Here is a 24,650-nt window from a genome sequence, read left to right as displayed (position 1 = left end):
TTAAGTAGGTCCGTGATGATGAGGTTCGTGAATGCCTAACTGCAGCACCTGGTTCAAACCGCTTTTCTTGTTAGCTGCTCTTTGGGCACCATTAAGTCAGGCAGATACGGGCTGGCAGCCCCTCCAGGAAACCATTCGTAAAAGCGAAAAGGATAATCGCCAGTATCAGGCGGTGCGTCTGGATAATGGGATGACGGTCCTGCTGGTCAGTGACCCGCAGGCGGTGAAATCCTTGTCTGCGCTGGTTGTGCCCGTCGGGTCGCTTGAGGATCCTGACGCTCATCTGGGCCTTGCGCACTATCTTGAACACATGACGCTTATGGGCTCAAAGAAATATCCTGAGCCGGACAGCCTGTCTGAATTCCTTAAAAAGCACGGCGGCAGCCATAACGCCAGCACCGCGACCTACCGCACCGCGTTTTATATGGAAGTTGAAAACGATGCGCTGGCGGGCGCAGTCGACCGCCTGGCCGATGCCATTGCCGAGCCTAATCTGGCCCCGGAATATGCCGAGCGTGAGCGTAATGCGGTTAATGCGGAGCTGACCCTGGCGCGCGCCCGTGACGGTATGCGTATGGCGCAGGTTAGCGCCGAAACGCTCAACCCGGCGCACCCCGGCTCGCGTTTTTCAGGCGGCAATCTCGAAACCCTGCGCGATAAGCCGGGCAGCAAGCTGCTTGATGCGCTGGTGGCGTTTCGCAATCAGTACTATTCCGCCAACCTGATGAAAGCCGTGATTTACAGCAATAAGCCTTTGCCTGAGCTGGCAAAAATCGCTGTGGAAACTTACGGGCGCGTGCCGAACAAAAATATTGAGAAGCCGGTTATTACGGTTCCTGTGGTGACGGATGCGCAGAAGGGCATCATCATTCACTATGTGCCGGCACTGCCGCGCAAGGTGCTGCGCGTCGAATTTCGCATAGATAACAACAGCGACAAATTCCGCAGCAAAACCGATGAGCTGATCGGCTACCTGATTGGCAACCGCAGCGAAAATACCTTGTCCGACTGGCTGCAAAAGCAGGGCCTCGCCGACAGCATCCGCGCCGATTCCGATCCGTTAATTAACGGCAATAGCGGCGTTTTCGCTATTTCCGTCTCTTTAACTGACAAAGGGCTCGCGCAGCGCGATGAGGTGGTGGCCCGCCATCTTCAGCTACCTGAATAAGCTGCGTCAGAACGGCATCGATAAAAGCTATTTCGACGAGCTGGCGCACGTGCTGGATCTGGATTTCCGCTATCCCTCCATCAACCGCGATATGGACTACGTGGAGTGGTTGGCGGACACCATGCTGCGCGTGCCGGTTGAGCACACCCTTGATTCAATCAACATCGCCGATCGTTTCGACCCCGCGGCCATCAAAGCCCGGCTTGAGATGATGACGCCGCAAAATGCCCGCGTCTGGTATATCAGCCCGAAAGAGCCGCATAACAAAACCGCCTACTTTGTGGATGCCCCCTACCAGGTCGATAAAATCAGCGAGCAGACCTTTAGCGACTGGCAGCAGAAAGCCGCAGCCATAAGCCTGACGCTGCCGCAGCTCAACCCCTATATTCCGGATGATTTTACGTTAATCAAGCCGCAGAAAACCTATCTTCACCCGGAACTGCTGGTGAAAGAGCCGGGCCTGCGCGTGCTCTATATGCCGAGTAAATATTTTGGCCAGGAGCCAAAGGCCGATGTGACGCTGGTGCTGCGTAACCCGCGGGCGATGGACAGCGCCAAAAATCAGGTGCTGTTCGCGCTTAACGATTACCTGGCCGGCATCGCGCTGGACGAATTAAGCAACCAGGCGGCCATCGGCGGCATCAGCTTCTCCACCAATGCGAACAGCGGGCTGATGGTGAACGCTAACGGCTATACGCAACGCCTGCCGCAGCTATTTGAAGCGCTGCTGGCGGGGTATTTCTCTTATACCCCAACGCAGGAGCAGCTCGATCAGGCGAAGTCCTGGTATGCGCAAATGATGGACTCGGCGGATAAAGGCAAGGCCTACGACCAGGCTATTATGCCGGTGCAGATGGTCTCGCAGGTTCCTTACTTCCAGCGTGAGGAGCGTCGCGCCCTGCTGACGGACATCACCTTAAAAGACGTTCTGGCCTATCGCGATATCTTAAAAGATAATGCTAAACCCGAGTTCCTGGTGCTGGGCAATATGGCGCCGGAACAGGCTAAAACCCTGGCGCATCAGGTACAAAGCCAGCTGGCCACCAAAGGCAACGAGTGGTGCCGCAACAAAGACGTGCTGGTCGATAAACAGACGCTGGCGAAGTTTGAGAAGGCGGGAAGCAGCACGGACTCGGCCCTGGCTGCCGTTTATGTTCCCGAAGGCTACGACGAGACGGTAAGCACCGCCTACAGCTCTATGCTGGGACAGATCGTTCAGCCGTGGTTCTACAACCAGCTGCGTACCCGCGAACAGCTTGGCTACGCGGTATTCGCTTTCCCGATGTCCGTTGGCCGCCAGTGGGGGATAGGCTTCCTGCTGCAAAGCAGCGATAAGCAGCCGGCTTACCTCTATGAACGCTTTAAGGCGTTTTATCCGACGGTCGAACAAAGGTTACGCACCATGAGCGCCGAAGATTTCGCCCAGATCCAGCAGGGCATTATCAACGAGATGCTGCAGGCTCCGCAGACTTTGTCCCAGGAGGCCTCTCAGCTGAGCAAAGATTTCGACCGGGGAAACCTGGCCTTCGATTCGCGTGATAAAGTAATCGCCGAAATTAAAAAGCTGACTCCCGTTAAGCTTGCGGATTACTTCCATCAGGCGGTGATTGAACCCCAGGGCGCGGCCATGCTGTCGCAGGTTTCCGGCAGCCATAACGGCAAGGCGGAATACGCCACGCCGCAGGGCTGGAAAACCTGGGAGGGGGTCAGCAGCCTGCAACAATCGTTGCCGCTGACAGACGCTAAATAAAGTGAGAAATAATGACCGGAACCGCTCAGCCCCTTGATCCACTAAGCTTGCCGCTCATCGGCGAGCGACTGATTGAAGCTTCTGCCGGCACCGGGAAAACCTTTACTATAGCGGCGCTGTATTTACGATTGCTGCTGGGCCTGGGGGGAAGCGCCGCTTTCCCTCGCCCGCTCGGCGTTGAAGAGTTGCTGGTGGTGACCTTTACCGAAGCGGCCACGGAAGAACTACGTGGCCGTATTCGCGCCAATATTCATGAGCTGTGCATCGCCTGCGTGCGCAACCGTACCGAAAATCCGCTGCTTTCGAATCTGCTGGAGCAAATTCCCGACCGCCAGCAGGCGGCGCAAATCTTACGTCTGGCAGAACAGCAGATGGACGAGGCCGCTATTTTCACCATTCACGGCTTTTGCCAGCGGATGCTCAGCCTGAACGCTTTTGAATCAGGCATGCTGTTCGAACACCAGCTTATTGAAGATGAGTCGCAGCTGCGCCGCCACGCCTGCGCCGATTTCTGGCGTCGCCACTGTTACCCGCTGCCTAAGCCGGTGGCGCAGGCGATGAGCGAACAATGGTCCGGGCCCGAAGAGCTGCTGCGCGACATCAACAGCTGGCTGCAGGGCGAACAGCCTGCGTTAAAACAGCCGCCGGCCGATAATGAAACCCTGATCGCGCGCCATGAAAAGATTGTTGCCGCCATTGATGGCGTGAAGGCGCACTGGCGGGCTGCTGCGCAGGATATTGCGGCCGTTATTGACCAGTCCGGCGTCGACAGGCGCAGCTACAGCAGCAAGAACCTGCCCAACTGGCTTAGTATCGTTGGCGAGTGGGCGCAAAGCGAAACATCCAGCTATCAGCTGCCGGAGGCCTTAAGCCGTTTTTCGCAGGCGACGCTTGATGAAAAAACGAAAAAGGGCGAGCCGCCGCGCCATCCCGTTTTCAGCGAAATTACGGCGCTGCTGGCGGAGCCTCTCACGCTTCGCGACCTGGTCATCGCCCGCGCGATGGCGGAAATTCGCTATATCGTGCAGCGGGAAAAGCGCCGCCGCGGCGAGCTGGGCTTTGACGATATGCTTAGCCGACTTGATGAAGCCTTGCGCCAGCCGGGCGGTGATGCCCTCGCCGCGGCCATTCGCGCCCGCTTCCCGGCGGCGATGATTGACGAATTCCAGGATACCGACCCGCAGCAGTATCGTATTTTCCGTCGGCTGTATATGCGGCAGCCGGAAACCGCGCTGCTGCTGATCGGCGATCCCAAGCAGGCGATTTATGCGTTCCGCGGCGCGGACATTTTCACCTACATTAAAGCGCGGCATGAGGTAAGCGATCGCTATACGCTGGACACAAACTGGCGCTCGTCTCCTTCGATGATAGCCAGCGTAAACACCCTGTTCAGCCAGCTTGAAAACCCCTTTTTGTTCCAGCAGATACCTTTCTTGCCGGTAAAGGCCGCGCCTAAAAATAGCGGCCTGCGGTTTACCGTTCGCGGCGAGACGCTGCCTGCGATGTCGCTCTGGTTGCAGCCGGGCGACGGCTGTAGCGTAAGTGATTACCAACAAACCATGGCGATACAGTGCGCGCAACAGATCCGCGACTGGTTAGCCGCCGGCCTGCGCGGCGACGCGCTGCTGTGGCAGGGGGATAAATCCCGCCCGGTGCAGGCATCTGACATCACCATTCTGGTGCGCAGCAGGAATGAGGCGGCGATAGTTCGCGAGGCGCTTGGCGGCCTGAATATCCCTTCGGTTTATCTTTCAAATCGCGACTCCGTCTTCGCCACGCCGGAAGCTCGCGAACTGCTGTGGATTTTGCAGGCGGTGCTGGCGCCGGAAATAGAATCTACGCTGCGCAGCGCGATGGCGACCAGCGCCTTAGGGCTGGATGCGCGGCGTATCGAAGCGCTAAACGAAGACGAAGAGGCCTGGGACCGGCTGGTGGAAGAGTTTACCGGCTATCGGCAAATCTGGCTGCGTCGCGGCGTGATGCCGATGCTGCGCAGCTTGATGGCGGCGCGTCAGGTTGCGGAAAACCTGCTGGCAACGCCCGGCGGCGAAAGGCGTCTGACGGATATTCTGCATATCAGCGAACTGCTGCAGGAGGCCGCAGCGCAGGCGGATAGCGAACACGCGTTAGTTCGCTGGCTGGCGCAGCAAATCGCGGAGCCTGACAGCAACGCTTCCAGCCAGCAGCTGCGGCTGGAAAGCGATAAGCACCTGGTTCAGGTGGTCACCATTCACAAGTCTAAAGGGCTTGAATATTCGTTGGTCTGGCTGCCGTTTATCGCCAATTTCCGCCTGCAGAGCAGCGGCCTGTACCACGATCGCACCACCTTTACCTCGCTGCTGGACCTGAGCGACAACGAGGAAAGCCTGAGCCTTGCGGAAGAAGAACGCCTCGCGGAAGACCTGCGGCTGCTGTACGTGGCGCTGACCCGCTCCATCTGGCATTGCAGCCTGGGCGTGGCCCCGCTTTTTCGCGGCACGCGCGCCAAAAAAGGCGCCAGCGACCTGCACCTTGGCGCGCTGGGCTACCTGCTGCAAAAAGGTGAAGCGCAGGACGCCGCCGGCCTGCAGGCATGCCTTGAAGCCGTCGCCTGCGAGGCGATTAGCGTCGAGCCGTTAAAGCCGCAGGATCCGCAGCCCTGGCAGCCCGCTGCGGCTAAGCGGCCTGAGCTGAGCGCCCGCGTGCTGCAAAGGCGTATTGCCGATAACTGGCGGGTGACCAGCTATTCCGGGCTGCAGCAGCACGGTCAAAGCCTGGCGCTGGATTTACTGCCGCGTCTTGACGTGGACGGCGCGGGCGCCGGGCAGGAGGCTGCCGAGCCTGCGCTTAATCCGCATACTTTCCCTCGCGGCGCGGCGCCCGGCACTTTCCTGCACGGCCTGTTCGAAGGCATCGATTTTACCCAACCGCTGGATGAAGCCTGGTTAAGCGAAGCGTTAAGCCTGCAGGGGTTTGGCGAGCACTGGCAGCCCGTGCTCAGCAGCTGGCTGGGCGAGATTCTGCAGGCTCCGCTAAATGATACGGGCGTGTCGCTTAACCAGCTGACGGCGAAAGAAAAACAGGTGGAACTGGAGTTTTATCTGCCTGTCGAAACGGATCTGCGCGCCGAAGATCTGGACAGCCTTATACGCGAATACGATCCGCTTTCGGCGGGCTGTCCGCCGCTGAATTTCCGTCAGGTGCGGGGCATGCTCAAGGGCTTTATCGATTTGGTCTTCCGCTGGCAGGGTCGTTATTACCTGCTGGATTACAAATCAAACTGGTTAGGCGAAGACAGCAGCGCCTATACCCGGCAGGCGATGGCGGGCACCATGCAGTCCCATCGTTACGATTTGCAGTATCAGCTCTACACGCTGGCGCTGCACCGCTACCTGCGTCATCGCCTTTGCGATTATGATTATGAAACCCACTTCGGCGGGGTGATTTATCTCTTCCTGCGCGGAGTGGAAGGCAAGGGGTCGTCGCAGGGCATTTTTTCCACTCGCCCTGCAGCCGAGCTTATTACAAAGATGGATGCCTTATTTGCCGGCGCTCAAGAAGAGGTGATGCCATGAAGATGTCCCAATGGCTGCAGCAGGCGGTCGATCAAAAGCTGCTCCGCGCGCTGGACGTTCAGTTCGCCATGATGGTGGCCAGCGATGAGCAGCCGGCCATTATGCTGGCCGCCGCTTTGTTGAGCCACGATGCGGGCGAGGGGCACGTTTGCCTGCCGCTTTCCCGGCTGACGCCTGAATACTGGTTTGCAGGGCGGCAGCTGGCGCTGGCGGAGCAGCTTTTCGCCGCCGCGGGCGAGGTGAGCGACTGGAAAAGTATCTTGCTCGCCTCGCATGCGGTCAGCGAAAACGACGACGCCACGCCGCTAAAGCTGATTGGCGAGCGGCTTTACCTGAACCGGATGTGGCAAAACGAGCGCGCCGTGGCTCGATTCTTTGGCGCCGAAAACCGCCCGATGCCGCTGGATGAGCAGCAGCTGGCGATGGTGCTGAACCATCTTTTTGAGCCGATGAACGATATTGACTGGCAGAAGGTTGCGGCGGCGGTGGCGCTGACCAGAAGGATCTCGGTGATTTCCGGCGGGCCCGGCACGGGGAAAACCACCACGGTCGCCAAACTTCTTGCGGCGCTGGTGCATCTTTCTGGCGACAGCCCGTTACGTATTCAGCTGGCAGCGCCTACCGGCAAAGCGGCCGCTCGCTTAACGGAATCGCTCGGTTCGGCGCTGCGCCGCCTGCCGCTGAGCGATAAACAAAAGGAAGCGCTGCCGGAGGATGCCTGCACGCTGCACCGCCTGCTGGGCATACAGCCGAATAGCCAGCGCCTGCGCTACCATGCCGGCAACCCGCTGCATCTGGACGTGCTGGTGGTGGATGAAGCCTCGATGGTGGATTTGCCGATGATGGCGAAGGTGATAGACGCGCTGCCGGCCCACGCGCGGGTGATCTTCCTTGGCGACCGCGACCAGCTGGCGTCCGTGGAAGCCGGCGCCGTGCTGGGGGATATCTGCCATTACGTGACCTTCGGCTATTCCGCCGCGCGCGCGCAGGAGCTAAGCCGCATTACGGATTATTTAATTCCTGCCGGGCAGGGCGAGCGGGCGTGCGCCCTGCGCGATGGTTTATGCCTGCTGCAAAAAAGCTACCGCTTCGACAGCCAGTCCGGCATCGGGCAGCTGGCCCTGGCGGTAAACGCCAGCGATGCGCGTCAGGCGCAGGCAACCTTTAGCCTGGGCTTTGCCGATATAAGCAAAAGGCCGCTGCGTGAGAGCGATGATTACGCGGCGATGATTGCGGATGCGCTGGAAAGCTATGGTGCCTGGCTTGAATTAATGCGCCAGCATGCGGCGCCCGAGCAAATTCTGGAAGCCTTTGGGCGCTACCAGCTGCTGTGCGCGCTGCGGGAAGGGCCTTTCGGCGTTAGCGGACTGAATGAAAGAATAGAGCAGGCGTTGATTAATAAGCGCCTGATTAACAGGCCGACGCTTTCTTCATCGCGCTGGTACAGCGGCCGCCCGATTATGATTTCCCGTAACGACAGCGCGCTGGGGCTGTTTAACGGCGATATCGGCATTGCGCTGGAAAGAGGCGAGGGGCTGCGCGTCTGGTTTTCACTGCCGGACGGCTCGGTGAAGTCAGTGCAGCCAAGCCGCCTGCCGGATCATGACACCGCCTTTGCGATGACGGTGCATAAGTCCCAGGGGTCTGAATTCGATCATGCGGCGCTGGTGCTGCCCAACCAGTTCACGCCGGTCGTGACGCGTGAGCTGGTGTATACCGCCGTTACGCGCGCGCGCAGGCGGCTGTCTTTGTATGCCGAAGACCGCGTGCTTGAGAAAGCGATTATGACGCGTACGGAAAGACGCAGCGGCCTGATTGAGGTGTTTGAGTAGTTTTGCCGGGCGGGTGGGCTTTCGCCGCCCGCCCTGGCTCAGGCTAAATCCGCCATCAGAATTTTTGAGCGGCGCTGGTAGTTATACATCTCTTTTTTACTTTCCGGCAGCAGGTCCACATCCACCGGCGTAAAGCCGCGCTCCTGGAACCAGTGAATACTCCGCGTCGTCAGCACGAACAGCTTGCTTAGCCCCATTTGACGGGCCTGCGCCGCGATACGCTGCAACAACACTTCGCCTCGCGATGAGCTTCGGTAATCCGGATGTACCGCCACGCACGCCATTTCACCGATTCCTTCTTCCAGGAAAGGATACAGCGCCGCGCAGGCGATGGTCAGGTTATCGCGCTGGATGATGGTGAACTTATCAATTTCCATTTCCAGCTGCTCGCGTGAACGACGCACCAGAATGCCCTGCTGTTCCAGCGGGCGAATCAGCTCAAGAATGCCGCCGATATCGTTAATGGTCGCGCGGCGGATTTGTTCGGCGCTTTCCATCACTATCTGCGTACCTATGCCGTCGCGCGAGAACAGCTCCTGCAGCAGGGCGCCGTCTTCCTGATAGCTAATCAGATGGCTGCGGCGCACGCCGCTGCGGCAGGCCCTTCACCGCTCCGCGCAGGAAACGTACCGTGCCGGAGTGATAGTCGCCGGCGCTTTCCAGCTCTTCAATGCGGCTTTGCGCGTCGTTTGGAAACAGCTCGGAGATAATATTGCCGTCGTCATCGGTTACGCCCTGGGATGAGCAAAAACCGATCATCTTCTCGGCCTTGAGTTTCACCGCCAGCTGGGTGGCGACTTCTTCAGAGGTGAGATTAAAGCTTTCGCCGGTTACCGAAACCGCCACCGGCCCCAGCAGTACGATGGCGCCGTTATCAAGCTGGCGATGAATCGCCTCTTCGTCGATACGGCGAATGCGCCCGCTGTGACAGTAGTCGATGCCGTCGTCCACGCCGAGCGGCTGAGCGATAATAAAGTTGCCGCTGACCACGTTAATATGCGCGCCCTGCAAAGGGGTGTTGCCAAGGCTCATGGAAAGCCGCGCCGTAATATCCAGCTGCAGCAAACCCGCCGCCTGTTTTACCAGCTCCAGCGTTTTGGCGTCGGTGACGCGGGTGTACTTGTGGTACACCGGCTCGTGCTGGTGAGCGGCCAGGTTGGCGTCAATCTGCGGGCGGGCGCCGTAAACCACCACCAGGCGGATGCCCAGGCTGTGCAGCAGGCCAATATCGTTGACGATACTCGAGAAGTTCTCATGCTCAATGGCTTCGCCGCCAAGCATAATGACAAACGTTTTCCCCCGATGGGCATTTATATAGGGAACAGAATGGCGGAATCCCTGTACCAGTTCGGTTCTGCGTTCCTTCACCACGGCAAACCCTCATTGCATGATTATTCGTAATTTGTGTATTTTTATTCTTTTCTTGCGCCGGGCGCAAGCAGCAATTTCACATCGAAGAAGACGTCGCCGACGCGCGCCTTAAGCAGCTTTGAGAATGTTTACCCTTTTATGGATGACAGTAACAGCGTGATTCGTTAAAGTTTTCGGCTAAAAAAATTAGAATTTCCGTCTTTACTCTTTGCAAAAGATGGCGCTCAGGAGAGCTATGTCAGATTCCAGTTCATTAATTAGCCGTCGCCGCCTGCTGCAGGGCGCAGGCGCCATGTGGCTATTAAGCGTAAGTCAGGTCGGTCTGGCCGCCGCAAGCCAGGTCATTGCCGTACGCGTCTGGCCAGCCTCCTCCTATACCCGCGTGACGCTGGAGTCCAACCGGCTGCTTAAGTATAAGCAGTTTGCTTTAAGCAATCCGGAACGTGTGGTGGTGGATATCGAAGGGGTCAACCTGAACTCGGTGCTCAAGGGCCTCGGCAACCAGATCCGTTCGGACGATCCTTTTATTAAGTCTGCGCGCGTAGGGCAGTTCGATCCCAAAACCGTGCGCATGGTTTTTGAGCTGAAACAAAACGTTAGCCCGCAGCTGTTCGCGCTGGCGCCGGTTGCCGAATTTAAAGAACGCCTGGTGATGGATCTTTATCCGGCGAATATGAATAGCCAGCAGGATCCGCTGCTTGCGCTGCTGGAAGATTACAACAACGGCGAGCTGGATAAAAAAATGCCGGCCGAGCAGGGGCCGAAGCCGGGTAAAGCCGGGCGCGACAGGCCGATCGTCATCATGCTCGATCCGGGGCACGGCGGCGAGGATCCGGGGGCCATCGGAGCGAATAAAACCCGCGAAAAAGATATCGTGTTAAAGATCGCGCGGCGCCTGAAGGCGCTGATCGACAAAGAAGCGAACATGAAGGCGTATATGACGCGCAACGAAGACGTATTTATCCCGCTGAAGGTGCGCGTGGCCAAAGCGCAGAAGCAGCGCGCGGATCTCTTCGTGTCGATCCACGCAGATGCGTTTACCAGCGGCGCGGCGCGCGGCTCGTCGGTATTTGCGCTTTCCACCAAGGGCGCGACCAGTACGGCGGCGAAATACCTGGCGCAAACGCAGAACGCCTCGGATTTGATTGGGGGAATAAGCAGGAGCGGCGATCGCTACGTCGATCACACCATGTTCGATATGGTGCAGTCGCTTACTATCAACGACAGCCTGAAGTTTGGTAAAGAGGTGCTCACGAGGCTGGGACGCGTGAATAAGCTGCATAAAAACAGCGTCGATCAGGCAGGCTTTGCGGTGCTAAAAGCCCCGGATATTCCCTCTATCCTCGTGGAAACGGCGTTTTTAAGCAACGTTGATGAAGAACGCAAGCTGCGTACCGCCGCCTTCCAGCAGGAAGTGGCCGAGTCTATTCTGGCCGGTATCAAAGCGTATTTTGCCGATGGGGCAACGCTTGCACGGCGCGGATAAGGCGCCGTTTTTCTTGCTGAGGGGCGGATTTCAGAGACAAAAAAACACCCGTTAAGGTGCTTTTAAAGTTGGTTGCGGGGGCCGGATTTGAACCGACGACCTTCGGGTTATGAGCCCGACGAGCTACCAGGCTGCTCCACCCCGCGTCCGGATACTGCTTTTATTCCCACATGATTCGCATCATGGCGCTAAACAGCGGCTTAGTTGGTTGCGGGGGCCAGATTTGAACTGACGACCTTCGGGTTATGAGCCCGACGAGCTACCAGGCTGCTCCACCCCGCGTCCGGTTACTGCTTTTATTCCCACATGATTCGCATCACGGCGCTAAACAGCGGCTTAATTGGTTGCGGGGGCCAGATTTGAACTGACGACCTTCGGGTTATGAGCCCGACGAGCTACCAGGCTGCTCCACCCCGCGTCCGTGGATGCGCACTATACTCTGCTCGCTTTTTGATGCAACCCTTTTTTTTAAAAATGCTTAATTTGTCACAGGTTGTTGAAAATACCGGCTTTTTGATTAATTTATGTACACCGTCGTTGCCGGACAGGCGCAACGCATTTAATTCTCGCGGCGTGTTTGCTATCTTCGCGTGGCGTGTAGCGGCATAACCCAGGGCGAGGCAGTGATGAAAGGACGTTGGATTAAGTACATTGTAACAGGCGTAATGGTGGCGGCGCTGGCGGCCTGTTCTTCAAAACCGACCGACAAGGGCCAGCAATATAAAGACGGCAAGTTCACCCAACCCTTTTCGCTGGTTAACCAGCCTGATGCGGTAGGCGCGCCCGTTAACAGCGGGGACTTCGCCGAGCAGGTTAATCAGATTCGTTCGGCCTCCCCAAGACTCTATGGCAGCAAAAGCGGCGTCTACGGCGCCGTGCAGCAATGGCTGCGGGCGGGCGGCGATACGCGTCAGCTAAGCCAGTACGGCCTGGACGCCTGGCAGATGGAAGGGGCGGATAACTACGGCAACGTACAGTTTACCGGCTACTACACGCCGGTGGTGCAGGCGCGCTATACCCGCCAGGGCGAATTCCAGTACCCCATCTACCGCATGCCGCCTAAACGCGGACGCCTGCCTTCGCGCGCGGAGATTTACAGCGGCGCGCTGAGCGACAGCTACGTGCTCGCTTACAGCAATTCCCTGATGGATAACTTCATTATGGACGTGCAGGGCAGCGGCTATATCGACTTTGGCGACGGCCGGGCCGTTGACCTTCTTCGGCTACGGCGGGAAAAACGGCCACGCCTATCGCAGCATCGGCAAGGTGCTTATCGATCGCGGCGAAGTGAAAAAAGAAGATATGTCGATGCAGGCGATTCGCCACTGGGGTGAAACGCACAGCGAGGCTGAAGTTCAGGAGCTGCTGGAGCAAAACCCGTCCTTCGTCTTCTTCAAGCCTGCCAGCTACGCGCCGGTGAAAGGCGCCAGCGCGGTGCCGCTGATTGGCCGCGCGTCGGTAGCTTCCGACCGTTCCATTATCCCTGCGGGCACCACGCTGCTGGCGGAAGTGCCGCTGCTGGACAACAACGGCAAGTTCAACGGGCAGTATGAGCTGCGGGTCATGGTGGCGCTGGACGTGGGCGGAGCCATTAAAGGACAACACTTCGATATCTACCAGGGGATCGGGCCGGAGGCCGGCCATCGCGCCGGCTGGTATAACCACTATGGCCGCGTCTGGGTGCTGAAAAACGCGCCGGGTACGGGCGCTGGCGGTAACGTCTTTAGCGGTTAATGCCCCTAACTTTCCACCTTTAATATACGGGCTGTATAATCAGCCCGTTTGTTTTTTCCTGAGGATACCCTGATGTCTGTCGTTCTCTCCGATGCCTGGCTGCAACGCTTTGGCGGCACCGCTCGTCTTTACGGGCGCGATGCTCTGCAGCTGTTTGCCCGGTCGCATGTTTGTGTCATCGGTATCGGTGGCGTTGGCTCATGGGCGGCAGAAGCGCTCGCGCGGACCGGTATCGGGGCGATTACGCTTATCGATATGGACGACGTCTGCGTGACGAACACTAACCGTCAGATTCATGCGCTGCGCGATAACGTCGGCCTCGCCAAAACGGAAGTGATGGCGGCGCGAATCCGCGAAATTAATCCGGAATGCCGCGTGACGGTGGTGGATGATTTTATTACGGCCGATAACGCCGGGCAGCTGTTAAGCCAGGGCTTTAGCTATGTGATTGACGCCATCGACAGCGTGCGGCCTAAGGCGGCGCTGATAGCCTGGTGCCGTCGCAATAAGATCCCCTTAGTGACAACCGGCGGCGCAGGCGGACAGATCGATCCGACGCAGATCCAGGTCGCCGATCTGGCGAAGACCATTCAGGATCCGCTGGCGGCCAAACTGCGCGAAAGGCTGAAAAGCGATTTTGGCGTGGTGAAGAACAGCAAGGGCAAGCTGGGCGTGGACTGCGTGTTTTCCACCGAGGCGCTGGTTTATCCGCAGGCTGACGGCTCAGTATGCGCGGCCAAAAGCACCGCCGACGGCCCAAAACGTATGGACTGCGCGTCCGGTTTTGGCGCGGCGACCATGGTCACCGCCAGCTTTGGCTTTGTAGCGGTTTCCCACGTGCTTAAAAAGATGATGGCGAAGGCGGCGAGAAGCGCCTGATTACGCCTCGTCCCGGGCGGCCTGGCGCACGGCCTCGGCCAGTGCCGTCAGCCCGCTGCTGCGGGAGGCGCTGAGCTGGTTGCGCAGGCCTAGTTCGTCAAACAGCGCCAGCGGATCCGCGCTTCGCAGCTCCTGCGCCGTTTTGCCTTCGATCGCCGTCAGCAGCACCGCCAGCAACCCCCTTACGATGCGCCCTTCGCTGTCGCCATAGAAGTGCAGCGTTCCGTTTGCTTCACGCTCGTGGCCGAGCCAGACGCGGTTTTCACAGCCGGCTATTTCTATCTCATCGCGCTTTAAATCTGCCGGTAGGGCGGGAAGCTGTTTACCCAGCATGATTAACTGACGGTATTTATCTTCCCACTGTTGTAAGGGGACGAAGGTGGCGCGCAGCACGTCAGGGGTAACCGTTTTGCCGAACGGATGCCCGGCTAAGAATCCACTTGTCATTTAATCCACCAGAATATCCAGCGCATGGTCGATGGCTTTCACCAGCGCGTCCACGTCGCTTTGCGTGTTGTAAGGAGCGAAAGAAGCGCGGAGCGTGCCGCTTACGCCCAGCGCCGCCAGCAGCGGCTGAGCGCAGTGCTGCCCGGCGCGAAGCGCGATGCCTGATTCCGCCAGCAGCGTCACCATGTCGCTGTGGTGCACGCCGGCGAAATCAAAGGCCAGCAGGCTCGAGTCCTGGCAGCGGAAGCTGCGAAAGCCCGGGCGCTTTGCCAGCTGCGCCTCGGCAAGCGTCGCAAGGCCCCGGCTGTAGGCTTCCGCTTCAGCCACGTCTGTTGCTGCAAGCCATTCAAGCGCGGCGCTCAGACCAATCACTCCGGCAACGTTTGGCGTGCCGGCTTCAAAGCGATAAGGCACCGCCTGGGTTTTAAAGCCGTCAAACGAGACATGGGTGATCATTTTACCGCCGCCAAGCCACGGCGACATCTCCGCCAGCAGCGCGCTTTTGCCGTACAGCGCGCCGATGCCCGTCGGCCCGTAGAGCTTGTGGCCGGAGAACGCGTAAAAGTCGATATCCAGCGCCTGAACGTCCGGCGGGCAGTGCACCACGCCCTGCGCGCCATCCACCATGACCACCGCGCCGACGCCGTGCGCAAGGCTAACGGCCCGCGCCAGGTCCGGGCAGCCGCCGGTTACGTTCGACATCTGCCCCAGCGCCAGAATCCTGGTGCGTTCGCTGAGCAAAGCCGGGAGCAGGGCGAGATCGGCCAGGTAATCTTTGCCGATCGGCAGCTTGACGATACGCGCGCCGGTTTGCTCCGCGACCATCAGCCAGGGCACGAAATTAGCGTGGTGCTCGGCCTCGCTGATAATGATTTCGTCGCCTGCCCGCAGGCGCGGACGCGCATAGCACTGGGCGACCAGATTAATGGACTCGGTGGTGCCGCGCGTCCAGATAATGTCCTTGCCGGAAGGGGCGTTCAGCAAGCTCGCCACGGCTTCGCGCGCGGCTTCGTAACGGGCCGTGAGGCGCTGTGCGGTTGGGAACTGGCTGCGATGAACGTTGCCCGCGCTGAGGCTGTAGAACTGCTGGCTGGCGTCAATCACCGCCTGGGGCTTTAATGCCGTCGCCGCGCTGTCCAGATAGACGCCGGCATCCGCCAGCGCCGGAAACTGGCTGCGGAAATGGGCGGGGTTAAATGCTTTCATGGTTATCCTCGTTGCAATCCATAGATCGTGGCGCATTTCTTAAGGCTGCACAAGGTATGCGTAACTATCGGAATTATCTGCTTAACCTGGCAAAGTCGCAAAAGAGAGTTATGCTAATAATTGTTAGGCTAAGGTTTCAGCCCGTAAGCAGAAGAGATTTAAGTAGCATTAAACTCTATACAAGGAGAAGAATTATGAATAAGGCAGCCGCTATTGTATCTGCATGTATGATGACTTTCGCACTCGCAGCATGTTCCAGCCCGAACTACGTAATGCACACCAACGACGGACGCACTATCGTCTCTGACGGTAAGCCGAAGACCGATGACGAAACCGGCATGATTAAGTATAAAGATGCCAACGGCAACCAGCAGCAGATTAACCGTAGTGACGTAAAAGAGATGGTTGAGCTTAAGCACTAATAAGCGAATAAAAAAAAGCACCGCTTTAAGCGGTGCTACATTAATCACTATGGACAGACAGGGTAAATGTACAGGAAGTGAAAAAGGGGTAGCTTAGCTACCGGGGTCTGGAATGCCAGACCAATTGCAAACACAACAACACAACATCACAACCGTAAGCCAAAAGCCCTCCAGAACACGCATTCCAGATAACTTTTCGTTCCGGCTCAGGAAGTGCCGCCACTATAGGTATTTGCTGGTGCATCCTCAACGGACAATTTATAATGGCTCAGATAAAAAAAACTAATAGGTTAATTAAATAACCTGTTTGTTAACAGCCATTAACATTTAAGCCTGTCAACTATGTCCAAGCGCTTGCCACCTCTGAATGCTTTACGTGTTTTTGATGCCGCCGCCCGCCACCTGAGCTTTACGAAAGCGGCCGAAGAGCTCTTTGTTACCCAGGCGGCAGTTAGCCACCAGATTAAGTCTCTTGAGGACTTTTTAGGGCTAAAACTGTTCCGTCGCCGTAACCGTTCGCTGCTGCTTACCGAAGAGGGGCAGAGCTACTACCTCGATATTAAAGAGATTTTTTCCCAGCTCACCGAAGCGACCCGCAAGCTGCAGGCAAGGAGCGCAAAAGGCGCGCTGACGGTAAGCTTATTGCCAAGTTTTGCCATCCACTGGCTGGTGCCCCGCCTTTCCAGCTTTAACTCAGCTTATCCGGGAATCGATGTGCGAATCCAGGCGGTGGACCGCCAGGAGGACAAGCTTTCCGACGACGTCGACGTGGCTATTTTTTACGGACGCGGAAACTGGCCCGGCCTGCGGGTCGAGAAGCTCTACGCCGAATACCTGCTGCCGGTTTGTTCGCCGATGCTGCTTACCGGCGACAGGCCGATCAAAACGCCGGAAGACCTGGCCCGGCACACGCTGCTGCACGACGCTTCGCGGCGGGACTGGCAAACCTACACGCGCCAGCTGGGCGTAAGCCATATCAACGTGCAGCAAGGCCCCATCTTTAGCCACAGCGCAATGGTGCTGCAGGCCCGCCATTCACGGCCAGGGCATTGCGCTGGCAAACAACGTGATGGCGCAGTCTGAAATCGAAGCAGGCCGCCTGGTTTGTCCTTTTAACGACGTTCTGGTGAGTAAAAACGCGTTTTATCTTGTTTGTCATGACAGTCAGGCAGAACTCGGTAAAATAGCCGCATTCCGACAGTGGATCCTGGCGAAAGCCGCCAGCGAACAAGAAAAATTTCGCTTTCGCTACGATCAATAAGTAAATCATCGCGCGGCATGCCGCGCCTTACATTTAGGGTTACACCATGACCAGCCGTTTCATGCTGATTTTTACCGCTATCAGCGGCTTTATTTTTGTTGCTCTGGGCGCCTTCGGGGCGCACGTGTTAAGCAAATCTCTCGGCGTTGTCGAGATGGGCTGGATCCAGACGGGGCTTGAATACCAGGCGTTTCACACGCTGGCTATCTTTGGCCTCGCGGTGGCGATGCAGCGCCGTATCAGCATTTGGTTTTACTGGAGCAGCGTGTTTATGGCGCTTGGCACCGTGTTATTCAGCGGCAGCCTTTATTGCCTGGCGCTGTCGCATTTACGCCTGTGGGCGTTTGTTACACCGGTCGGCGGGGTAAGCTTCCTCGCCGGCTGGGTTTTGATGTTGATTGGTGCAATGCGCCTGAAACGTAAGGGCGCAAGCCATGAATAGTAAAGTTATTTTGTACTGCCGCCAGGGCTTCGAAAAAGAGTGCGCGGCGGAAATTACCGATAAAGCAGGCCAGCGGGGCGTATACGGTTTTGCGCGCGTAAAAGAAAGCAGCGGCTACGTCGTTTTTGAATGCTACCAGCAGGATGACGCCGACAGGCTGGCGCGCCAGCTGCCGTTCAGCGATCTGATCTTTGCCCGCCAGATGATCGTCGCCGGTGAGCTGTTAAAAGATCTGCCGCCGGAGGATCGCATCACGCCGATTACCGGCATGCTGCAGGGCGTGGTTGAGAAGGGCGGCGAACTGCGCGTGGAAGTTGCCGATACCAACGAAAGCAAAGAGCTGATGAAGTTCTGCCGCAAGCTTACCGTACCGCTGCGCGCCAGCCTGCGCGAAGCGGGCGTGCTGACTAATTACGAAACGCCGAAACGCCCGGTGGTGCACGTGTTCTTTATTGCCCCGGGCTGCTGCTATACCGGCTATTCCTACGCCGACAACAACTCGCCTTTCTATATGGGCATTCCGCGTCTTAAATTCCCGTCGGATGCGCCAAGCCGCTCCACGCTTAAGCTTGAAGAGGCCTTCCACGTCTTTATTCCCACCGACGAGTGGGACGAGCGCCTGGCAAACGGCATGTACGCGGTAGACCTGGGCGCCTGCCCCGGCGGCTGGACCTATCAGCTGGTGAAACGCAACATGTGGGTTTCGTCCGTAGATAACGGCCCGATGGCGCAAAGCCTGATGGATACCGGACAGGTCACCTGGCTGCGTGAAGACGGCTTTAAATATAAGCCGACGCGCACCAATATCTCCTGGATGGTATGCGACATGGTGGAGAAGCCGGCGAAAGTCGCGAGCCTGATGGCCACCTGGCTGGTAAACGGCTGGTGCCGGGAAACCATCTTTAACCTCAAGCTGCCGATGAAAAAACGCTATGAAGAGGTTTCGCAAAACATTGCCCTGATCCGCGAAAAGCTCGATGAAAACGGCATCAGCGCGCAGATCCAGGCGCGGCAGCTTTATCACGATCGTGAAGAGGTCACCGTGCACGTTCGCCGCATGTGGGCAGCCGTAGGCGGCCGTCGCGACGAGCGTAGTTAGGTTTCTGGATTTTGCGGTAAATATTGTCGGACGGTGAGTCGCTTACCCGGCCTGCCAATCGAATTGCAGGCCGGGTAAGCAAAGCGCCGCCTGGCGTAAATATCGGGATTATGAGCGGCCGGCGGGCAGCCGCAGCTGCTGCAAATTCCCGTCCAGCTTTAAATCCGTCTGCAGGCGCGCGACCTGACGACAGATAAAGGCGCTCTCTTTGTGCGCCTCCAGCTTTTTCCGCCATTTTTCCGGCACCTCGTCCAGCCGCTGATAGAGTTCCTCAAGCGTTGAAAACTGATTTATCAGCTGCGTTGCGCTTTTTTGCCCGATGCCGGCAACGCCTGGAATTTTGCTGCTGCTGATGCCTGCCAGCCCCCAAAAATCCGGCAGCTGCTCGGGCTGCACGCCGTACTCCTGCGCAATGAAGGGCGCGTCCAGCCAGCGTTTTTGAAAGTAATCGCGGATCTCAACCGTGGGGGCAAGCAGCTGGCAAAACCCTTTGTCCGTGGAAACGATGGTGGCCCGGTGTCCGCCCGTCGCGAGCTTTGCGGCCAGGGTCGCGGCCAGATCGTCCGCCTCGTTTCCCGGCGAATGCCAGCAGGCGACGCCGCGGCGGGTGAAGGCTTCCCGGATGGACGGCATTTCATGCTGCAAGGTTTCCGGCATGGGCGCACGCCCGGCTTTATAGTCCGGCAATACCTGATGCCGCCAGCCTTCGCGTCGGTCTTCATCGTCAAACACCGCGACGGCGTGGGTCGGCTGGCTGTGGGCGACCAGCTGCTCCAGGGCATGCAGGCAGGTATCGGCGCACGGCGAGCCCTGTACCGCATGAATGCGGCGGATCAGGTTCAGCGCGTCGACGATAAGTAGATGAATGCTCATTGTTTTTCACTTTCCATAATGACTTCGTCCACTTTAGCATTTCCCCGCGCGGGGGGCGAACCCGGGAAATCGATTCGGGAAAGCGTCTCGCAAAAAAGCCGCGCTTTTACCGCTGAAAAGACATTGCTAATTAATTTGATTGCTATGTATATTTTAAGCGAATAAAAAATCAGAGATAACAATATGAGCAAGAGCACGCACCTCGCACAACGTATCCAGAACCTGCAGCCTTCAGCCATCCGCGAACTTTTAAAACACAGCAAAATGCCGGGCGTGATTTCGCTTGCGGGAGGCATTCCCTCCCCGGAACTGTTCGATAAAGAAGGCCTGGCTCAGGCCACGCAAAGGGTGGTGAATGAAAGCTTTAACGATGCCTTCCAGTACGGTTTAACCGAAGGGAACCCCGAGCTTCGCCGGCAGCTTGTCAGCCTGTGTCAGGAGCGCGGCATCACCACTCACCCCGACCAGCTGCTTATTACCTCCGGCTCCCAGCAGGCGCTGGATCTGCTGATTCGCGCGCTGGCAGATCCCGGGGACGTCTTTGTCGTTGAGCGTCCGACCTATCTTGCCACGCTGCAAATTCTTAGCCTCACCGAAGCGACGGTAAAATCCGTAGGCGGCGACGAGCACGGCATGATAGTCGACGAGCTTGAGGAGCTGCTTAAAACGACCCGCATCAAGTGCGTTTATCTGGTTCCTACCTTTGGTAACCCGAGCGGCACAACCCTTAGCGCCGCGCGCCGTGAAAAGCTGGTGAAGCTTGCCATCGAGCACGATTTCATCATTATTGAAGACGATCCCTACGGCGCCATCAGCTTTACCGAAGAGCGTGAGAAAACGCTTTTCCAGGTCGCGGCGGAGAGGGGCAATCACGAAAACGTGGTTTACACCTCGACCTTCTCTAAAATTCTGGCGCCGGGCCTGCGTGTGGGCTGGCTTATCCTGCCGGAATGGATGAAGCAGAAAGTGGCGATCGTCAAACAGGCCACCGATCTGCACGCAAACTCTTTCTCACAGTCGTTAGTGGCCGCTTATCTGACGCTTAACCGGCTGAATCCGCAGATCGCGCTGATTCGCGAGGCCTACAGGCAAAAATGCCTGAGCCTTTCGCATTACCTGCAGGCAGAGCTTGGGGAGCACCTCACCTTTAACCAGCCGCAGGGAGGCATGTTCCTGTGGGCGAAATTCCGCTACGAGTTCGACACCACGAAATGGCTGCAGCAGACGCTGGAGAAAGGCGTGGTTTACGTGCCCGGCGAGTTTTTCTTTAGCGATAACGCGGATAAAAAGACGCTGCGTTTCTCTTATGCGACAGCGACGCAAGAGCAGCTTCATGAGGCGGTGCGGCGGCTGAGGTCGGCGCTGTAAAGCCAAAAAGGAGCCGCAAGGCTCCTTTTTCTTTTAGCGGTTTAGCGGTGCTGGTGCTGCACATCCTGCACCAGCGGCTTCTCCTGCGCCTGTGCGCCCATGCGCCGCGAGTAGAGGGCGGTAATGATGGGCACCAGAATCGCCGTTACGATAACGCTTGCCGCTACCAGCGCCGTGGCGGAAGCCGCAACCGGCTCAAACGCCGGGTTAATTTGCGCGATAATGACCGGGTTAGCCACCGCTGCGCCTGCCGCGGACGACGCCGCAATGCCTGCGGTACCGTTACCGCCGGCAATGAATCTATCGGCCAGAATCAGCGGGATGCCGGTAATGATAATCACCGCCACGCCCAGCACGATGCCCAGCAGGCCGGTGTCCATAATCACGTTCAGGTTGATAGTGTTGCCCAGCGCGAAACCGAAGAACGGAATAAGCGTCGGCGTCGCCTTGCTGAAGAAGTCGCGCAGGTCGTGATCGAGATTGCCCAGCGTAAAGCCAACCAAAAACGGCAGCACGGCGCCGATAAAGTGGTGCGGCTCAAAGGAGGCAAGGCCGGCCGAACCCAGAATAACCATGGTCATCAGCGGGCCGGACTCCAGCGACATCAGCACGAATGCGCCGGCTTCTTCCCGGGTGCCGTACTGGTTCATCAGGCTGGCGTACAGGCCGCCGTTGGTCATGTCCATGGCGGAAACCAGAGCCAGCACCGACAGTCCGGCAAACATTCCGGTCTGGATACCTTCGTCAGGAATAAACGAGGCGGCAATCATCGCCACGGCCCAGGCGACGGCGATTTTGGTGAGAACCAGCGTGCCGGACTTGCGCAGCACGGTCCCGGTCGCGCGTAAATCGATGGAGGCGCCAATACAGAAGAACCACACGGCAAGAATAGGAACGGTGCCGCCGATCATCCCTTTGGTAAAGGAGCCGAAGTAAGCGCCGGTGTCCGGAGCGAAGGTATTTAATATTGCGCCAAGCAGCAGCGGGATCAGCATCATTCCACCGGGAATGCGCTCAATGGTGGCTTTAATCTTCATAAAAATTCCTCATCATTTTTATTGACCGCTGACGGCTCGGCTTAAAAAGTACGCAAGGGCTCGCAACAAAAAGGCTTGCTTTTTATTGGCTTAAAAAAATTCTGTGCAGAGTAAGGCTGTTTACTCTTTTAGGTGGCGCCGTGACCTTGCTACGAAAGCGCGGCCTTCATGGTTGGACTCCGCAGGGGACTTTATGAGAGGAAATATCCGCTTATTGGAATTGTGATTCAATCAATTTGAAACAATATTTCAATTTAGATCACATTATTTCGCAAGGTGCGCTGCTAAGATATTTTAAGAAGATGAAATGTAAATAAGGTGTAATTAAAAAGGATTGAATTACATTTTTTATTAATAGCGACGGAGACGAGTAACGCATCCGTCCGGATATGCCCGTGAGGAGAAGTGATGGACGTTCGTCAAAGCATTCATAGCGATCATGCGAAAACGCTCGATACAGCCGGCCTGCGCAAAGAGTTTTTGGTGGAAACCATTTTTACCCCCGACCAGTACACCATGACCTACAGCCATATCGACCGCATTATTGTCGGCGGCGTAATGCCCGTGACGCGCCCGGTGAGCGTAGGGGCAGAAGTGGGTAAGCAGCTGGGCGTGAGCTATTTTCTTGAGCGCCGCGAGCTGGGCGTAATTAATATTGGCGGCCCCGGCACCGTTAGGGTGGACGGCACCTGCTATGAGATTGGCCACCGCGACGCCCTGTACGTCGGCAAGGGCGCCAAAGAGGTGGTGTTTGAAAGCGTTGATGCGGCTAAACCCGCTCGTTTCTACTATAACTGCGCGCCGGCCCATACCACCTATCCAACCAAACGCGTTACGCCTGCGGACGTTGCGCCGGTCACCCTGGGCGAAGATGTCACCAGCAACCGCCGCACTATTAATAAATACTTTGTCCCCGACGTGCTGGAAACCTGCCAGCTGAGCATGGGGCTGACTGAGCTTGCGCCCGGCAACCTGTGGAATACCATGCCGTGCCACACGCACGAACGCCGCATGGAAGTCTATTTTTACTTTGGTCTGGAAGAGAACAGCTGTGTGTTCCACATGATGGGCCAGCCGCAGGAAACGCGTCATATCGTGGTGCACAATGAGCAGGCGGTCATTTCACCGAGCTGGTCAATTCACTCGGGCGTGGGCACGCGCGCGTATACCTTTATCTGGGGTATGGTGGGTGAAAATCAGGTATTTGACGATATGGACCACGTGAAGGTAGGGGATCTGCGCTAGGTCGGGCTCAGCGAGTTTATCGGGTTGCGTGACGCTTAACCTGCATAATAAGAAAGGCCCTCGTTTGAGGGCCTTTTTTTAATCGCAGGAAACCTTCATCGCCAGCCCGCCGCGTGACGTTTCGCGGTATTTGGCGTTCATGTCCTTGCCGGTTTCGTACATGGTTTCAATAACCTTATCGAGACAAACGCGTGGTTCGCTGGTACGACGCAGCGCCATACGAGCCGCATTCACCGCTTTTACCGCAGCAATGGCGTTACGCTCGATGCACGGCACCTGCACCTGGCCCGCCACCGGGTCGCAGGTCAGGCCCAGGTTATGCTCCATGCCGATTTCCGCAGCGATGCAAACCTGCGCCGGGCTGCCGCCCAGCAGTTCCGCAAGGCCCGCCGCCGCCATAGAGCAGGCCACGCCAACTTCGCCCTGGCAGCCGACTTCCGCGCCGGAAATGGAAGCGTTCATTTTGTACAGCGACCCGATCGCTCCCGCGGCCAGCAGATAGCGGGCGCAGGAGTTAGCGTTCACCTCGCGGATAAACTTGTCGTAGTAGGCCAGCACCGCAGGGACAATCCCGCAGGCGCCGTTGGTCGGGGCCGTTACCACGCGCCCGCCCGCAGCGTTCTCTTCGTTAACCGCCAGAGCGAACATGTTTATCCAGTCGACGACGGCCATCGGGTCGGAGTTGTTCTTGTCGCTGCTTACCAGCATTCTGCGTAACGCCGCGGCGCGGCGCGGCACGCGCATTTTGCCCGGCAGCACACCTTCGGTGGTGATGCCTCGTTCAATGCCGCTGCGCATGACCTGCCAGACGCTGGCGAAATGCGCATCGATTTCCGCCTGGGTGTGCAACGCGCGTTCGTTTTGCATCATCAGCCCGGAGAGCGACAGGCCGGTTTCGTCGCAGTGCTTGCGTAAATCGGCGGCGCTCCTGTAAGGATAAGGCACCGCAACCTGCTGGGTATCTTCCTGCCCAAAGTGCGCTTCATCGACGATAAACCCGCCGCCGATGGAATAATAGGTCTGGCTGTAGAGCACCCGATCGCCCGCAAGGGCGGTAATACGCATGCCGTTTTCATGCAGCGACAGGTTATCCGCATGGAAATTCATGCAGCGATCTACCGGGAACTCCACTTCATGCGCGCCGTTGGCCAGCGTCAGGCGGCCATGGGTATTCACATCCTGAATGACATGCGCAATGGAGTCGATATCCACGCTGTCCGGCAGGTTTCCCGCGAGGCCCATGATAATCGCGATGTCGGTGTGGTGGCCCTTGCCGGTCAGGGACAGCGAGCCGTAAACATCGACGATTACGCGGGTAACATCGTGCAGTATCCCTTGCGCGATTAAGTCGTCAGCGAACTGTTTGCCAGCCTTCATCGGGCCGACGGTATGAGAGCTTGAAGGTCCGATACCGATTTTAAATATGTCGAATACGCTAATCATGATGCGTCCATTGCGTGAGTGACTTGTCGGGGG

General features: G+C 57.6%; 14 protein-coding genes, 3 tRNA genes and 4 pseudogenes. 12 read left to right on the top strand and 9 right to left on the bottom strand.

Annotated features, from left to right (window positions below):
* Window positions 1–31 precede the first annotated feature (31 nt).
* The 3 genes and pseudogenes from ptrA to recD all read left to right on the top strand — a co-directional run bounded on the left by ptrA (window position 32) and on the right by recD (window position 8,304).
* Window positions 32–2,918 (top strand): annotated as a pseudogene (gene ptrA / locus WLO32_RS16395) (pitrilysin).
* 11 nt (window positions 2,919–2,929) lie between these two features.
* Window positions 2,930–6,472, top strand: coding sequence for an exodeoxyribonuclease V subunit beta (recB, locus tag WLO32_RS16390; protein ID WP_435946082.1), 3,543 nt, complete (start codon window positions 2,930–2,932; stop codon window positions 6,470–6,472).
* A complete protein-coding gene (gene recD, locus WLO32_RS16385; RefSeq protein ID WP_435946080.1) occupies window positions 6,469–8,304 on the top strand; it encodes an exodeoxyribonuclease V subunit alpha in 1,836 nt (611 codons plus the stop codon). Before recB ends, recD begins: the two co-directional genes overlap by 4 nt.
* Window positions 8,305–8,342: 38 nt before the next feature.
* On the opposite strand, the pseudogene argA reads toward recD, so the two are convergent.
* Window positions 8,343–9,675, bottom strand: a pseudogene (argA, locus tag WLO32_RS16380) (amino-acid N-acetyltransferase).
* A 235-nt stretch (window positions 9,676–9,910) separates the two neighbouring features.
* Between argA and amiC the strand changes: the two are divergent.
* Window positions 9,911–11,161, top strand: coding sequence for an N-acetylmuramoyl-L-alanine amidase AmiC (gene amiC, locus WLO32_RS16375; protein ID WP_435946079.1), 1,251 nt, complete (start codon window positions 9,911–9,913; stop codon window positions 11,159–11,161).
* Window positions 11,162–11,230: 69 nt separating this feature from the next.
* Here amiC and WLO32_RS16370 read toward each other — a convergent pair.
* The 3 genes from WLO32_RS16370 to WLO32_RS16360 form a co-directional block, all read right to left on the bottom strand.
* A tRNA-Met gene (locus tag WLO32_RS16370) sits at window positions 11,231–11,307 on the bottom strand.
* A 59-nt stretch (window positions 11,308–11,366) separates the two neighbouring features.
* Window positions 11,367–11,443: transfer RNA gene (locus WLO32_RS16365), tRNA-Met, on the bottom strand.
* 59 nt (window positions 11,444–11,502) lie between these two features.
* Window positions 11,503–11,579: transfer RNA gene (locus tag WLO32_RS16360), tRNA-Met, on the bottom strand.
* Between the two features lie 208 nt (window positions 11,580–11,787).
* Between WLO32_RS16360 and mltA the strand changes: the two are divergent.
* Together mltA and tcdA are read left to right on the top strand one after the other, a co-directional pair.
* A pseudogene (mltA, locus tag WLO32_RS16355) lies at window positions 11,788–12,895 on the top strand (murein transglycosylase A).
* 72 nt (window positions 12,896–12,967) lie between these two features.
* Window positions 12,968–13,774 (top strand): tRNA cyclic N6-threonylcarbamoyladenosine(37) synthase TcdA, encoded by an 807-nt coding sequence (gene tcdA, locus WLO32_RS16350; protein WP_435946077.1) that lies wholly within the window; start codon window positions 12,968–12,970, stop codon window positions 13,772–13,774.
* Here tcdA and csdE read toward each other — a convergent pair whose 3' ends face one another.
* Window positions 13,775–14,221 carry a cysteine desulfurase sulfur acceptor subunit CsdE gene (csdE, locus tag WLO32_RS16345; RefSeq protein WP_435946075.1) on the bottom strand — a complete coding sequence of 149 codons (447 nt, stop codon included), beginning with the start codon at window positions 14,219–14,221 and terminating at the stop codon, window positions 13,775–13,777.
* Window positions 14,222–15,427 (bottom strand): cysteine desulfurase CsdA, encoded by a 1,206-nt coding sequence (gene csdA / locus WLO32_RS16340; RefSeq protein WP_435946073.1) that lies wholly within the window; start codon window positions 15,425–15,427, stop codon window positions 14,222–14,224.
* A gap of 194 nt (window positions 15,428–15,621) precedes the next feature.
* Here csdA and WLO32_RS16335 point away from each other — a divergent pair, with 194 nt between their 5' ends.
* The 4 genes and pseudogenes from WLO32_RS16335 to rlmM all read left to right on the top strand — a co-directional run bounded on the left by WLO32_RS16335 (window position 15,622) and on the right by rlmM (window position 18,651).
* A complete protein-coding gene (locus WLO32_RS16335; protein WP_435946071.1) occupies window positions 15,622–15,849 on the top strand; it encodes a YgdI/YgdR family lipoprotein in 228 nt (75 codons plus the stop codon).
* Between the two features lie 342 nt (window positions 15,850–16,191).
* A pseudogene (gcvA, locus tag WLO32_RS16330) lies at window positions 16,192–17,110 on the top strand (glycine cleavage system transcriptional regulator GcvA).
* Window positions 17,111–17,156: 46 nt separating this feature from the next.
* Window positions 17,157–17,552, top strand: a complete 396-nt coding sequence (locus tag WLO32_RS16325) for a DUF423 domain-containing protein (protein WP_121264050.1) — start codon at window positions 17,157–17,159, stop codon at window positions 17,550–17,552.
* Window positions 17,545–18,651, top strand: a complete 1,107-nt coding sequence (gene rlmM, locus WLO32_RS16320; protein WP_435946069.1) for a 23S rRNA (cytidine(2498)-2'-O)-methyltransferase RlmM — start codon at window positions 17,545–17,547, stop codon at window positions 18,649–18,651. Before WLO32_RS16325 ends, rlmM begins: the two co-directional genes overlap by 8 nt.
* Before the next feature lie 108 nt (window positions 18,652–18,759).
* Here the strand turns inward: rlmM and xni are convergent, their stop codons facing one another.
* Window positions 18,760–19,524 carry a flap endonuclease Xni gene (gene xni / locus WLO32_RS16315; protein ID WP_435946067.1) on the bottom strand — a complete coding sequence of 255 codons (765 nt, stop codon included), beginning with the start codon at window positions 19,522–19,524 and terminating at the stop codon, window positions 18,760–18,762.
* A 183-nt stretch (window positions 19,525–19,707) separates the two neighbouring features.
* Here xni and WLO32_RS16310 point away from each other — a divergent pair, with 183 nt between their 5' ends.
* A complete protein-coding gene (locus tag WLO32_RS16310; protein ID WP_435946065.1) occupies window positions 19,708–20,892 on the top strand; it encodes a PLP-dependent aminotransferase family protein in 1,185 nt (394 codons plus the stop codon).
* Between the two features lie 41 nt (window positions 20,893–20,933).
* Here the strand turns inward: WLO32_RS16310 and kdgT are convergent, their stop codons facing one another.
* Entirely contained in the window at window positions 20,934–21,929 is a 996-nt protein-coding gene (gene kdgT, locus WLO32_RS16305; protein ID WP_435946063.1) for a 2-keto-3-deoxygluconate transporter, read from the bottom strand.
* 408 nt (window positions 21,930–22,337) lie between these two features.
* Between kdgT and kduI the strand changes: the two genes are divergently transcribed.
* Window positions 22,338–23,174, top strand: a complete 837-nt coding sequence (gene kduI / locus WLO32_RS16300) for a 5-dehydro-4-deoxy-D-glucuronate isomerase (RefSeq protein WP_435946061.1) — start codon at window positions 22,338–22,340, stop codon at window positions 23,172–23,174.
* A gap of 78 nt (window positions 23,175–23,252) precedes the next feature.
* Here the strand turns inward: kduI and WLO32_RS16295 are convergent, their stop codons facing one another.
* Entirely contained in the window at window positions 23,253–24,617 is a 1,365-nt protein-coding gene (locus tag WLO32_RS16295; protein ID WP_435946059.1) for an L-serine ammonia-lyase, read from the bottom strand.
* Between the last annotated feature and the right edge of the window lie 33 nt (window positions 24,618–24,650).

The organism is Dryocola mayonis (genome assembly GCF_051307045.1).
Classification (GTDB): domain Bacteria; phylum Pseudomonadota; class Gammaproteobacteria; order Enterobacterales; family Enterobacteriaceae; genus Dryocola.
This window is presented reverse-complemented; position numbering and strand designations above follow the sequence as displayed.